Genomic DNA, 12,790 nt, shown 5'->3' with positions numbered 1-12,790 from the left:
ATGGAATTTCCAATATCAATTCGGGAGGCTCAAGCATCTGATTTGGATCAAATCTACTTGATTATAGAAAAGAATGCTGACTCCTGCAGAAATATTAGTAAAGAAATGATAGAAGAACGTATCCGCAACCATGCGGGTACTTTTCTCTTAGCTAGCCTTGAGGAGCAGGTGATTGGTTTTATTATAGGAGCTGATTTAACTGAAACAAGTTCGAAGGATTCAGCTTTTGATATAGACTACATTCATTCTGTTAGTAAAGTGCCTATTATCATTTTAAGTTTGGTGATTCATCCTGATTATCGAGGGCAAGGATTTGGGACACTTTTACTAGCAGCTTTGAAAGAGAGTAGTCGTTTAACCAATAAATCCGGACTTTATCTTCCCTGCACTGATAAAATGCTGTCTTATTTTGAGATGAATGCATTTATCGAACATGGCTTTGCTGAATCGGAAAACAGCAGTGATCCTTATTTTCATATGCATTGGGATAATCCGTATTATCAGGAGGAAATATGATAATCAGAGAAGCAAGACTGGCGGATCTTGATCGTATTCAAGAAATTGAGTTGGAAAACTTCTCTGTGGAAGAAGCGATTCCACGTACTGTTTTTGAAGCACATTTAAGAGAAATTAAGACAAGCTTTTTGGTTGCTGAAAAAGACGGCCATATTTTAGGCTATATTGAAGGACCTGTAGTGCCACATAGATATTTGCAAGATAAATCTTTTACAGAAGAAATTGAAGACCACAGTCATCATTCTGGTGGCTACATTTCAATTACTTGTTTGTCTGTTGCTAAGGAAGCTCAATCTCTAGGTCTTGGCCGAAAATTATTGACAGCTTTAAAGAACATTGCTCTGGAGCACGAGCGCCAAGGTATCAATCTGACTTGCCATGATTATCTTATTAGCTACTACGAAAAGCATGGATTTATCAATGAAGGAAAATCTGAATCTAAGTTTGCAGGAGAAGAATGGTATAATATGGTCTGGCAAAATGAGAAAAAGTTTTAGACAGCCAACTATAGTTGCTTTTATTTGGTTTTTAAGATATAATATTATGGATTATCAACAAGGAGGTAATACCTTTGAGCGAAAATTCAAGAGAAGAAGAAAAGCTAAGTTTTAAAGAGCAAATTTTGCGAGATTTAGAACGACTAAAAAAAGAAGATAGGATTTCAGAACCTACAAGTGACCTATTTGAAACTTTAACAAATACTTATACATCAGAACAAGAAAAACCGGAAAGTAAAACAGCAGAAGAAGAATTAATTGCTAATTCTGTGTCTGCAGTGGATCAATTGATTGCTAATGCACCAAGCGTTCCACCTCGTTCGTTTGCTACCGAAGAAGACTCAGTTGAGTCTGTTGAACATAATCAACCAGATGTTGTGGAAGAGGAAATTCACTCAACACCTACTCGAGTTGCGGTGTCATACCAAACTCAGCTTGATTCACAACTTGAAAATGAAGAAGAAACTTTTGCGTCTAATATTGACGAAGAAACGGTTGTGATTCCAGTTCAAGAAGATTCAAGCTCAGAGGAAGCAGATATTCCTAGACGCAGTCGTAGAGAATCTGTGAAACCAACTAAGAAAAAGAAGAAGTTTCGTTTTGTACGATTTTTAGTAACTTTACTAATTCTACTCGCTCTTCTTGGAGTAGGTGGTTTTTATGGATACCGCTATGCTAAGTCAGCATTGCAACCTGTAGATTCATCTTCTAAGCAATTTGTAAAAGTTTATATTCCAAATGGGGCTAATAGTCAAGAAATTGGCTCAATACTTGAGAAATCAGGTTTGGTTAAACATGGTTTACTTTTTACAGCATATGTAAAATATAAAAATTATTCGGATTTAAAATCTGGTTATTTTAATTTACAGAAAAGTATGAGTACTGAAGATCTGATTAAAGCATTACAAGTAGGAGGAACTCCAGAGCCTCAAGAAGTAATCTTTGCAAATCTAACTATTCCTGAAGGCTACACTCTTGAACAGATTTCCCAAGCTGTTGGTCAACTACAAGGTGACTTTAAAGAAGCTTTGACTGCTGAAGCTTTTATGGCTAAAGTTCAAGATGAAAACTTTATTGCTCAAGAGGTTGCAAAATATCCAAAACTTCTTGAAAGTTTACCTGCAAAAGATAGTGGTGTTCGTTATCGCTTAGAAGGTTATCTATTCCCAGCAACATATACAATTAAAGAGAGCACAACTATTGAAAGCTTGATTGATGAAATGCTTGCTACAATGGACAAAAACCTCTCTCCACATTATGCTACTATCAAGGAAAAGAACCTAACAGTAAATGAACTCTTAACTATTGCTTCACTTGTAGAGAAGGAAGGGGCAAAAACGGAAGATCGTAAGCTTATCGCTGGAGTCTTCTATAACCGTTTGAATCTAGGTATGCCACTTCAAAGCAATATCGCTATCCTTTATGCAGAGGGTAAACTTGGTCAAAAGATCAGTCTTGCTGATGATGTGGCTATTAACACAGAAATCAACTCACCTTATAACGTTTATACGAATATTGGCCTAATGCCTGGTCCAGTTGATAGCCCAAGCTTGGATGCCATCGAATCAAGTATCAATCAAACTAAGAGTGATAATCTCTTCTTTGTTGCGAATGTTCAAGATGGAAAAGTCTACTTTGCAGCAACGAAAGAAGAGCATGATAAAAACGTTGAAGAGCACATCAACAGTAAATTAAAACAATCAAATAATGCAAACTAAAATTATGTGGTTTTCCACATAATTTTGCTTTAACGAATAAAATACTATAGATAAGTAAAAGAAAGTTGAGAAAAATGGTAGAAAAAACATACCCAATGACGATTGAAGAAAAAGAAAAACTCGAAAAAGAATTAGAAGAGTTGAAACTTGTTCGTCGTCCAGAAGTTGTTGAACGTATTAAGATTGCACGCTCATATGGTGACTTGTCAGAGAACAGTGAGTACGAAGCAGCAAAAGATGAGCAAGCCTTTGTTGAAGGTCAAATCTCTAGTTTGGAAACTAAAATCCGTTATGCTGAAATTGTCAACAGCGATGCCGTTGCTCAGGATGAGGTTGCCATTGGTCGTACAGTTACTATTCAAGAAATTGGCGAAGAAGATGAAGAAGTATACATCATCGTTGGTTCAGCTGGGGCAGATGCCTTTGCAGGAAAAGTTTCAAATGAAAGCCCAATTGGTCAAGCCTTGATTGGTAAGAAAAAAGGTGATACAGCTACTATTGAAACACCAGTTGGTAGCTACGATGTTAAAATCTTAAAAGTTGAAAAAACGGTTTAAGTGGAAATTTATGAACTAAAAAAACTCATCAAGGTAGTTGATGAGTTTTTTAGTTTGACAGTCTATCAAAATATGCTTATAATCAAGCTATAAGTGTCTTAAGGAGGTTTTAATGAAGATAAGATTGGAAAATAAAGTGTCCCAGAAAGCACTTGAAATAGGGAATTTGATTCGCTCTTATAATCGTTCCAAGAGAGAACCAGTGGAAAGCGAGCCTCTTAATATTTATATCGAAGATGATAATGGTCAACTCCTGGCTGGCTTAGTAGCAGAGACTTTCGGGAATTGGTTAGAAATAGAGTATTTATTTGTGACAGAGAATTTGCGGGGACAAGGAATCGGCTCTCAACTATTGCAGCAAGCAGAAAGTGAAGCTAAAAAGAGAAACTGTTGCTTTGCTTTTGTCAATACTTATCAGTTTCAAGCACCAGCCTTTTATCAAAAGCATGGCTATAAGGAAGTTTTTACATTGAAGGATTATCCATACACTGGACAAAGACACTATTATCAAAAAGATTTGTAAGCACAGAACTCTCTATCATGTAAGTGGTAGAGATTTTTGTTAAAAAAAATTAACAAAATGACAGATATATGTTGCATAATGTAAAATATATGATATAATAAAGTTGAGAAAAGAAGCGCGACTTTTTAAAATTTTAGAGGAGGTAACAAGTGGTTAAGAATTTAAAATTAAAGTTAGCTCGAGTGGAGCTTGACATGACACAAGGTGATTTGGCAGAAGCTGTGGGTGTCACTAGGCAGACTATCGGTTTGATAGAAGCTGGCAAATATAATCCTAGTCTATCCCTTTGTCAGTCTATTTGCAGATGTTTAGGGAAAACTCTAGATCAATTATTTTGGGAGGAAGAAGATGAAAAATAGATTATTTTATTATCAATTACTGGATGAAAGAGAAGAACAACTGATGAATAAAGCGGGGGCTGAAAGTTTCTATATCTCTATAGCTTTCTTGCTTTTATCTTATATGATTGCAGTATTAGCACCAAGTCTTTTTAATCCGAGAATGATTCTCATCATTATCATTATTGGAACTTCTTACTTTTTCGGCCGTGCTCGAGATTTGGGTGTGAACTACTATAGTCGTTTTCATTTTACAATTTTAGGATGCCTGTTAGTAACACTACTCATCACAACTATTTTAATGCTACAAAACTATCAATTCAATTTAGAAATTTATGAGCATAATCCTCTAAACTTTAAATATTTGTCTGCTTGGGTCATTACATATCTCCTTTATCTTCCTTGGGTCTTTATCGGGAACTTAGGATTGAAAAGTTATGGTCAATGGGCCCAGAAAAAATATGAAGAAGACTTAGATAAGTTAGAAAGAAGCTAAAAGGTTATTAAGCTTAAGCCAAACCTCCTAAATTATGCTATAATGGTACTAATTTATAAAGAATCTGTTTCCTTTTTTAGAAACAGGAAAGAAGGACTCATATGTACAAAGATGATAGCTTAACTTTACACACGGATTTGTATCAGATTAACATGATGCAGGTCTACTTTGACCAAGGCATTCATAATAAGAAAGCTGTTTTTGAGGTTTATTTCCGCCAACAACCGTTTAATAACGGCTATGCTGTTTTTGCAGGGTTAGAGAGAATAGTAAAATACCTAGAAAACTTACGCTTTTCAGATAGTGATATTGATTATCTAGAATCACTTGGTTATCATGGTGCATTTTTAGACTATCTCCGTAATCTCAAATTGGAGTTGACGGTTCGTTCTGCTCGGGAAGGAGATTTGGTTTTTGCCAACGAGCCAATCGTTCAGGTAGAAGGTCCTCTAGCCCAATGCCAATTGGTTGAAACAGCTCTCTTGAACATCGTCAACTTTCAAACTTTGATAGCGACAAAGGCTGCTCGTATTCGTTCTGTCATTGAAGATGAGCCTTTGATGGAATTTGGAACACGTCGTGCCCAAGAAATGGATGCAGCGATTTGGGGAACGCGTGCTGCTGTAATCGGTGGTGCAAATGGAACCAGTAATGTGCGTGCAGGTAAACTCTTTGGAATTCCTGTTCTAGGCACTCACGCTCATTCCTTGGTACAGGTATATGGTAATGATTATGAGGCCTTTAAAGCTTATGCCTCAACGCATCGTGATTGTGTATTTCTTGTAGATACTTATGATACTCTTCGTATCGGTGTTCCTGCTGCCATTCAGGTTGCAAGAGAATTGGGAGATAAGATTAACTTTAAGGGTGTCCGTATCGATTCAGGAGATATCGCCTATATTTCTAAGAAGGTTCGTCATCAATTAGACGAGGCAGGATTCCCTGATGCGAAAATCTATGCATCAAATGACCTTGATGAAAATACCATTCTTAACCTTAAAATGCAGAGGGCTAAGATTGATGTTTGGGGTGTTGGGACTAAACTAATCACTGCCTATGATCAACCTGCACTTGGAGCAGTATATAAGATTGTGGCGATTGAGGATCAAGATGGTCACATGCGTAACACCATCAAACTCTCTAGTAATGCTGAAAAAGTTTCAACCCCAGGTAAGAAGCAAGTTTGGCGTATTACCAGTCGAGAAAAAGGAAAATCTGAGGGTGATTATATCACCTATAACGGAGTTGATGTGTCTAGTATGACTGAACTCAAGATGTTCCACCCAACCTATACCTATATCAATAAAACTGTCCGTAATTTCGATGCAGTTCCTCTCTTGGTTAATATTTTCAAGGATGGTAAGCTAGTTTATGATTTACCGACTTTACCTGAAATTCAAGCCTACGCTCGTAAAGAATTTGATAAACTCTGGGACGAGTACAAACGTGTTCTTAATCCACAACATTATCCAGTAGACTTAGCACATGATATTTGGCAAGACAAGATGGACTTGATTGACAAGATGCGTAAGGCAGCATTAGGACAAGGAGAAGAGTAATGACTCTACAAGAAAGTATTATCCAGCAACTGGGTGTTAAACCTGTCATTGATCCGCAAGAGGAGATTCGTCGTTCGATCGATTTTCTAAAGAGATACCTAAAAAAACATCCTTTCCTTAAAAGTTTTGTATTGGGAATTTCTGGAGGACAAGACTCAACTCTAGCTGGTCGCCTTGCCCAACTAGCTATGGAAGAAATGAGAGCTGAAACCGGTGATGATTCTTATAAATTTATCGCAGTTCGCTTACCTTATGGCATTCAAGCCGACGAGGATGATGCTCAAAAAGCTTTGGCTTTCATCCAACCAGATGTCAGTTTAGTAGTGAATATTAAAGAGTCTGTAGATGCGATGGTAGCGGCAGTAGAGGTTACTGGAAGTTCGATGACAGACTTTAACAAAGGAAATATCAAGGCTCGAAGTCGTATGATTGCTCAATATGCCATAGCAGGTTCTTATAGTGGAGCCGTTATTGGTACTGACCATGCCGCCGAAAATGTCACAGGTTTCTTTACTAAGTTCGGTGACGGCGGAGCGGATATTCTTCCTCTTTATCGTCTCAACAAACGTCAAGGAAAACAACTATTGATTGAGCTTGGAGCTGATCCGGCACTCTATGAAAAAGTACCAATCGCAGATCTGGAAGAAGAAAAACCAGGCTTGGCAGATGAAGTTGCACTAGGTGTAACTTACGCAGAGATTGATGACTATCTTGAAGGTAAACAGATCAGTCCAGAAGCTCAAGCAATCATTGAAAAATGGTGGTATAAAGGTCAACACAAACGTCACCTACCAATCACAGTGTTTGATACGTTTTGGGAGTAAAAACCTCCGGGGGAGGTTTTTACCCCGAGTCTAGAAACAGGAGAACGAGGAAGGTCCGGGGGACCTTTTTCTCATATTGACATGAAATAGGAAAGTGAGGTTGTATTATGAAGTCTATTGGTACAAAGACACTACATACCGAACGGTTGATATTGAGACGCTTTTGTGAAGGTGATGCTCAAGCTATGTTTGAGAATTGGGCTTCTCGTCTAGATAATCTAACCTATGTTACTTGGGATCCACACCTGAATGTTGAACAGACTCGAAACTCTATTGGCAATTGGGTAGCATCCTATGACAATCCTAACTATTACAAATGGGCTATTTGTCTCAAAGATAATTCAGAATATGTCATTGGAGATATTAGTCTGGTCAGTATGGATGAAGAAAAATCTAGCTGTGAGATTGGATATATCTTAGGGATGGACTATTGGGGACGAGGGATCATGACAGAAGCCTTGAAGGCTGTTTTATCATACTGTTTGGATGAGATTGGTTTTGACCAGGTAGATGCTTGCTATGCAAGTTTAAATCCTGCCTCTGGTTGTGTCATGGAAAATGCTGGAATGACTTTTTGGAAGACGATTCCAAATGCAGTTGAACGAAAAGGTTATATAGCTGATAAAATTTATTATCAAATCAAAAAATAAGATGGAAAAGTCTCACTTTTCCATCTTATTTTTTATAAAATACTATTTAATCAAAATAAAGCAAATCTTTGCTGGTACTTGTAAAGAGGTCAAAGCCATCTTTGGTCACAACTCCACAGTCTTCGATGCGGACACCGACTTTACCAGGAATATAGATACCAGGTTCAACTGAGAAGCACATACCCTCTTCGATGACCATGTCGTTTCCTTCCATGATTGAAGGGAATTCGTGGACATCCATACCGATACCGTGACCGAGACGGTGATTGAAGTACTCACCGTAGCCGGCTTTTTCGATAACCTCACGAGCCGCACGGTCAACCTCATGAGCTGTTACACCAGGTTTGATAAAGTCAAGGGCAGCTTGTTGAGCTTCTAGAGTCAAGTTGTAAATATCTATCTTGAACTGGTCAGGTTTACCAACAGCGACTGTACGAGTCATATCTGATGCATAACCATTCACCATCACACCGAGGTCAAAGAGGAGAAGGGCATTGTTTTCAACCTTGTTAGCTCCAGGAATACCATGTGGATTTGCAGCATTATCACCAGTCAAGACCATGGTATCAAAGCTCATTTCATAGCCTTCACGTTTCATAGCAAAGTCAATCTGCGCAATGATATCAGTTTCCGTATTATCAAGAGAGATATTATCAAAACCAACTTTAACAGACTTGTCGGCGTAAACACCTGCAACCATCATCTTTTGCACTTCGTCTGCTGATTTGATGAGGCGCATGCGTTGGATCAATGGAGTTAAGTTCTCAAACTCAGCACTTTCAAAGACAGTTTTCAAACCGTGATATTTAGTTAAGATGAGATTATCAAACTCAACTGCTACACGTTTGAAATCAAGCTGCGGCAAGGCATTTTGGATTTTCTTCCAAGGGTTTTCAGAGTCCACGTAGCCAACTACTGGGAAAGAGACAGTGCTAGTCGCACGTTCAACCTCAAGTGCTGGAACGAAGAGAAGCGGTTCCTGATCTGCAAGGACAAAAAGGAACATTTGACGTTCGTGTGGATCACTGTAGAATCCAGTTAGATAATTGATAGTGACGGGGTCAGATACGACAGCGACGTCTAGTTTTTCTGTTTCAAGATATGTTAGGATTTGTTGTAATTTAGACATAAGCTACCTTCTTTCTACCCCTCTATTTTGGCAAAAAATAGGAGAAAAAGCAAGGGAGAAGGAGAAAAGGATACAAAAAAATTCCAAGAAAGCTAGGCTCCTTGGAATTAGAATTTTAAGTAAAGTCAGCCTTGCTCTTAACATCGCCATATTCTTCAGCAACTTCTTGGCTGAGAATATCCTCGTAAGTTGGTAAAACGATGTCCTGACCATATTTTTTCTTAAGGGCAGTAGTGACCAAGCGATAGGCTAGATTTGCATTTCGAGATAAGATAGGTCCGTGGAAATAAGAACCGAAAACATTTTTATAGTGAACACCTTCACCGATTTTTTCTTCATTATTTCCATTTCCGTATACAACCTGACCGAGTGGTTTTTGCTCATCTGAGAGGAAGGTGCGACCTTGGTGATTTTCAAATCCATAGTAGGTTTCATCGAATTCTTCATTATGAATTTTAATGTCACCGATGAAGCGGTTATTGGTTTGGTTGAGTGTGTAGTGTCCCATAACACCCAATCCTTCGATACGCTTGCCAGAAGCTTCAATATAATATTGGCCTAATAGTTGGAAACCACCACAGATAGCAAGAACGACACCATCATTTTGGATAAAGTTATCAATATTATCTTTTTTAGCAGGTAGATCACCAGCAATGATGCTTTGTTCAAAGTCTTGACCACCACCAAAGAAGGCAATATCATAGTAGTTCTCATCAAAATCATCATGGAGAGAAACGATGTCAACTGTAACATGGGCACCAAGCTTTTCAGCTACATACTTGAGCATGAGGATATTTCCATTATCTCCGTATGTATTCATAAGGTTTCCATAGAGATGGGCTATATTTAGTTGGTATGGATAGTTGCCGTCTGTTGATGAAAGTGAAGTATAAACCATTAGTTCATCTCCTTTCTAACAATCTGACGATTAGCTAGTAATTCTCGAAATTCAAGCATAGCTGTGTATGTCGCAAGGATATAGGCATGCTTGCAGTCTTGATTTTCAATCGTTTTAAGAACTTGTTCCAAGCTGCTCGTTTCAGTGATTTTATCAGCTGGATAACCAGTAACACGAAGACGACGAGCAATTTCAGAATGGCGAACTCCTCCAGCATTGATTTCTGGAATGTCCATATCAGTAATTTGTTCAAAGTCAGCATCCCAAATCCAACTGGTATCAATACCATCTGCATAGAACGCATTGAGAAGAACTGATAAACTAAACGGATATGGAGCCAATTTAATCATCTCTATCGCTTGAGTAGCTCCTACAGGGTTCTTGATAAGGACGAGTGTGCATTCCTTATCTCCGATTTGGAAAGTTTCTTGTCGTCCAAAGACAGCACGGCTCTTATCAAATCCTTGCTTGATAAGTTGTGGTTGAGCTCCAAGGAAGCGAGCAATAGCAACAGCGGCAAGGGCATTGTAGATATTGTAGAGTCCACCGATTTGAATACCGTATTCTTGGTCGTCGATAACAAAGCGAGAGCGATTGTTGGTTAACTCGACCAGTTCTGTCACTCGATAGTCTAAATCAGGGCGTTTGCATCCGCAATTCTCGCAGATATAAGCCCCTAAGTTAGCATAAGTATTAAGTTCATACTTGAGAATGCTGTGGCAATTAGGACATAGGATACCCTCGGTATTGTAGTGTGCCAACTGAGCTGGCCCTTTTTCTAAGTCAAAGCCAAAATATTGAATAGGATTAGGAATAGCTGGCTTGTAGAAAAGTGGACTATCTCCATTAAGAAGAACCGTAGCAGTAGGAACCTTTCGGATGGCATCCAGAATCATCTTATAGGTAGTGTAAATCTCACCGTAGCGGTCCATCTGGTCACGGAAAATATTAGTGATAACAAAGAGACTAGGTTGGATGTAGTCACAGATACGCGAGAGACTGGCTTCGTCGATTTCTAGGACGGCTATATTTTTACCTGTTTTAGAGGATTTTGCATTCAAAAAAGTAGTGGTGATTCCTGAAATCATGTTGGCGCCACTTGGATTGGTTAATACTTGGCCATAGACTTCTTTTAAAATCCCGACAGTAAGGGCTGTTGTCAAGGTTTTACCATTCGTACCAGTTACCACGACAATCTCATAGTTTTTTGCTAGATGCTGTAAAATATCTTTATCAAATTGAAGGGCAAGTTTTCCTGGGAGCGTACTTCCACGTCCAAGACGACTTAAAATAAAGTGAGAAGAACGTCCAACTAGGAGCCCAAAAGTAGTTTCAAGTTTCATGTTTCTATTATATCATAAAAGATGGAAAAGATAGAATTGAGATTTTAGATAAGAAAAAAACAGCCCTTTATCGGACTGCTTTCTATTATTAAATCGCAAATAAGTCATTCAAGTTTTCAGCCAAGGTTGGGTGAGTGAAGATTTGTTTTGTGAAGTAAGTGTAAGGAATTTTGTTGTCCATAGCAACAGTAATGATATTGATGATTTCTTGTGAACCTTCAGAGAAGATAGTTGCTCCGAGAATTTCTTTAGTTTCAGTGTTGACAACAGCTTTGAAGGCTCCACGAAGGTCACCATTTACATGACCACGAGGCATAGCAGCAACAGGGATTTCCTTAACAGCGTATGGAAGTTTCAAATCAGCTGCTTGGCTTTCGGTCAAACCAACTTGTGAAAGTGCTGGTGTGATGAACATGGTGTTTGGAACATTAAGACGGTCTTCAAGTGTGTAACTGCCATCACCAGCAAGGTAGCTGTAAACAACACGAAAGTCATCTAGTGAAATATAGGTAAATTGAAGTCCACCGTTGACATCTCCAACTGCAAAGACACCAGGAACGTTTGTTTGACAATGTTTGTCCACCTTGATAGAACCACGTTCAGTTAGTTCAATATCTGTATTTTCAAGTTGAAGTGGTTCTACATTTGGTTTACGTCCTGTTGCGTAGAGAAGGGCATCGAAACGATAGGTTTCATTTTCAGTCACAACAAGAACTTGGTCACCATCGTTTTTGATTTCAGTAGTATGGATGTTTTGAAGCAATTCAATACCATCTTCTTCCATGTATTGTTTAGCAAGAGCAGCAATGGAAGGTTCTGCGCGAGGTAGGAAAGTATCTAAAGCATCTAAGACTGTTACCTTGCTTCCGAGTTTATTGTAGAGACCAGCAAACTCAAGACCAATATTTCCACCACCAAGGATTCCAAGTTTCTCTGGTAATTGTTCCAAGTTTTGGATGCCAGTTGAATCAAAGACATTCTTGCTAGTAGATAGTCCTGGAATAGGCAAAACGTTTGAAACAGCACCAGTGTTGATGACGATTGTTTCAGCAGTTAGTTCTTGTTTTTCATCACCAGCTTGAATTTCGATGACTTTATTAGAAACAAAGTGGGCTTCAGCATCAATGATATCAACTCCAGTACCAGCGATAGTAGCATAGTTTTTACCATTGAGGCGGCTCGTAATTGTATTTTTTGTTGCCATAACCTCGTCAAATGACAAGTTCTTTTCTGCAGCAACTAACAAGGTTTTAGTTGGAATACAACCGATGTTGATACAAGTTCCACCGTACATTGCCTTATTGCGTTCGATAAGGGCAACTTTTTTACCAGCTGAAGCTAGTTTGGCAGCAAGAGTTTTACCTGCCTTACCAAATCCAATGACAATTAAATCGTATGTTAACATTTTTAAATCCTCCTGTTTGATTTCATTCTAGCACAAGAAGAAAATTTTTTCACAATTCTGCTACGCTAAAATAAAGGGATTACATTTTTTTAAAACAATCGACGATGATTTTTAAAGAACTATTTAGTGAAGAGAAGAAGAGTATGGTTAAAAAATCGTTTACATGATTTAATCAGAGGGTTTGACTATCTTTTGCCTCCTTCTTGTGTTATACTAGATAAGTTGCAAAGAAAGCAGTACTTTTCTTTAGTGGAAAAGAAGCAACACGATCTTTCATATAAAGATATGAAAATACGTCATGAAAAGAAAAGTATAAACTAAGCGCTATAGGGTGGCT

Annotated in this window: 14 protein-coding genes; 10 read left to right on the top strand and 4 right to left on the bottom strand. The window is 38.3% G+C overall.

Going from position 1 to position 12,790, the window contains the following annotated elements; genetic code table 11:
- The 10 genes from PAN07_RS05235 (at position 1) to PAN07_RS05190 (ending at position 7,678) form a co-directional block, all read left to right on the top strand.
- Complete coding sequence (locus tag PAN07_RS05235; RefSeq protein ID WP_269797377.1) at positions 1 to 516, top strand: GNAT family N-acetyltransferase; 516 nt, start codon at positions 1 to 3, stop codon at positions 514 to 516.
- Positions 513 to 1,013 (top strand): N-acetyltransferase, encoded by a 501-nt coding sequence (locus tag PAN07_RS05230; RefSeq protein WP_269797376.1) that lies wholly within the window; start codon positions 513 to 515, stop codon positions 1,011 to 1,013. Before PAN07_RS05235 ends, PAN07_RS05230 begins: the two co-directional genes overlap by 4 nt.
- A 68-nt stretch (positions 1,014 to 1,081) precedes the next feature.
- Positions 1,082 to 2,731, top strand: a complete 1,650-nt coding sequence (gene mltG, locus PAN07_RS05225) for an endolytic transglycosylase MltG (protein WP_269797479.1) — start codon at positions 1,082 to 1,084, stop codon at positions 2,729 to 2,731.
- Between the two features lie 74 nt (positions 2,732 to 2,805).
- On the top strand, positions 2,806 to 3,288 hold the full coding sequence (greA, locus tag PAN07_RS05220; protein WP_269797375.1) for a transcription elongation factor GreA: 483 nt from the start codon (positions 2,806 to 2,808) through the stop codon (positions 3,286 to 3,288).
- Between the two features lie 112 nt (positions 3,289 to 3,400).
- Entirely contained in the window at positions 3,401 to 3,811 is a 411-nt protein-coding gene (locus PAN07_RS05215; RefSeq protein WP_269797374.1) for a GNAT family N-acetyltransferase, read from the top strand.
- Between the two features lie 149 nt (positions 3,812 to 3,960).
- Positions 3,961 to 4,170, top strand: a complete 210-nt coding sequence (locus PAN07_RS05210) for a helix-turn-helix transcriptional regulator (protein WP_006151491.1) — start codon at positions 3,961 to 3,963, stop codon at positions 4,168 to 4,170.
- Positions 4,160 to 4,645 (top strand): DUF6773 family protein, encoded by a 486-nt coding sequence (locus PAN07_RS05205; RefSeq protein ID WP_269797373.1) that lies wholly within the window; start codon positions 4,160 to 4,162, stop codon positions 4,643 to 4,645. Before PAN07_RS05210 ends, PAN07_RS05205 begins: the two co-directional genes overlap by 11 nt.
- Positions 4,646 to 4,746: 101 nt before the next feature.
- Positions 4,747 to 6,204 (top strand): nicotinate phosphoribosyltransferase, encoded by a 1,458-nt coding sequence (locus PAN07_RS05200; RefSeq protein ID WP_269797372.1) that lies wholly within the window; start codon positions 4,747 to 4,749, stop codon positions 6,202 to 6,204.
- Positions 6,204 to 7,028, top strand: coding sequence for an ammonia-dependent NAD(+) synthetase (gene nadE / locus PAN07_RS05195; RefSeq protein WP_269797371.1), 825 nt, complete (start codon positions 6,204 to 6,206; stop codon positions 7,026 to 7,028). The genes PAN07_RS05200 and nadE overlap by 1 nt, the downstream gene beginning before the upstream one ends.
- 107 nt (positions 7,029 to 7,135) lie before the next feature.
- Entirely contained in the window at positions 7,136 to 7,678 is a 543-nt protein-coding gene (locus tag PAN07_RS05190; RefSeq protein ID WP_269797370.1) for a GNAT family N-acetyltransferase, read from the top strand.
- A gap of 46 nt (positions 7,679 to 7,724) precedes the next feature.
- Here the strand turns inward: PAN07_RS05190 and PAN07_RS05185 are convergent, their stop codons facing one another.
- The 4 genes from PAN07_RS05185 to PAN07_RS05170 all read right to left on the bottom strand — a co-directional run bounded on the left by PAN07_RS05185 (position 7,725) and on the right by PAN07_RS05170 (position 12,453).
- The gene (locus PAN07_RS05185) at positions 7,725 to 8,807 is read right to left on the bottom strand and encodes a Xaa-Pro peptidase family protein (protein ID WP_269797369.1); all 1,083 of its coding nucleotides are present in this window, start codon (positions 8,805 to 8,807) and stop codon (positions 7,725 to 7,727) included.
- Between the two features lie 115 nt (positions 8,808 to 8,922).
- Entirely contained in the window at positions 8,923 to 9,705 is a 783-nt protein-coding gene (gene gatD, locus PAN07_RS05180) for a lipid II isoglutaminyl synthase subunit GatD (protein ID WP_269797368.1), read from the bottom strand.
- A complete protein-coding gene (murT, locus tag PAN07_RS05175) occupies positions 9,705 to 11,048 on the bottom strand; it encodes a lipid II isoglutaminyl synthase subunit MurT (protein ID WP_269797367.1) in 1,344 nt (447 codons plus the stop codon). The genes gatD and murT overlap by 1 nt, the downstream gene beginning before the upstream one ends.
- 88 nt (positions 11,049 to 11,136) lie before the next feature.
- A complete protein-coding gene (locus PAN07_RS05170) occupies positions 11,137 to 12,453 on the bottom strand; it encodes an FAD-containing oxidoreductase (protein WP_269797366.1) in 1,317 nt (438 codons plus the stop codon).
- Positions 12,454 to 12,790: the final 337 nt, after the last annotated feature.

It is taken from the genome of Streptococcus sp. SM5 (genome assembly GCF_027497975.1).
Note: the sequence above shows the minus strand (reverse complement) of the source record. Positions and strands in the feature narration are given on the sequence as shown.

Excerpts from the sequence above, each read along its gene's own strand:
- PAN07_RS05235 (WP_269797377.1), top strand. The coding sequence starts at position 1 with ATGGAATTTCCAATATCAATTCGGGAGGCTCAAGCATCTGATTTGGAT.
- PAN07_RS05230 (WP_269797376.1), top strand. The coding sequence starts at position 513 with ATGATAATCAGAGAAGCAAGACTGGCGGATCTTGATCGTATTCAAGAA.
- greA (WP_269797375.1), top strand. The coding sequence starts at position 2,806 with ATGGTAGAAAAAACATACCCAATGACGATTGAAGAAAAAGAAAAACTC.
- PAN07_RS05215 (WP_269797374.1), top strand. The coding sequence starts at position 3,401 with ATGAAGATAAGATTGGAAAATAAAGTGTCCCAGAAAGCACTTGAAATA.
- PAN07_RS05205 (WP_269797373.1), top strand. The coding sequence starts at position 4,160 with ATGAAAAATAGATTATTTTATTATCAATTACTGGATGAAAGAGAAGAA.
- PAN07_RS05200 (WP_269797372.1), top strand. The coding sequence starts at position 4,747 with ATGTACAAAGATGATAGCTTAACTTTACACACGGATTTGTATCAGATT.
- nadE (WP_269797371.1), top strand. The coding sequence starts at position 6,204 with ATGACTCTACAAGAAAGTATTATCCAGCAACTGGGTGTTAAACCTGTC.
- PAN07_RS05190 (WP_269797370.1), top strand. The coding sequence starts at position 7,136 with ATGAAGTCTATTGGTACAAAGACACTACATACCGAACGGTTGATATTG.
- PAN07_RS05185 (WP_269797369.1), bottom strand. The coding sequence starts at position 8,807 with ATGTCTAAATTACAACAAATCCTAACATATCTTGAAACAGAAAAACTA.
- gatD (WP_269797368.1), bottom strand. The coding sequence starts at position 9,705 with ATGGTTTATACTTCACTTTCATCAACAGACGGCAACTATCCATACCAA.
- murT (WP_269797367.1), bottom strand. The coding sequence starts at position 11,048 with ATGAAACTTGAAACTACTTTTGGGCTCCTAGTTGGACGTTCTTCTCAC.
- PAN07_RS05170 (WP_269797366.1), bottom strand. The coding sequence starts at position 12,453 with ATGTTAACATACGATTTAATTGTCATTGGATTTGGTAAGGCAGGTAAA.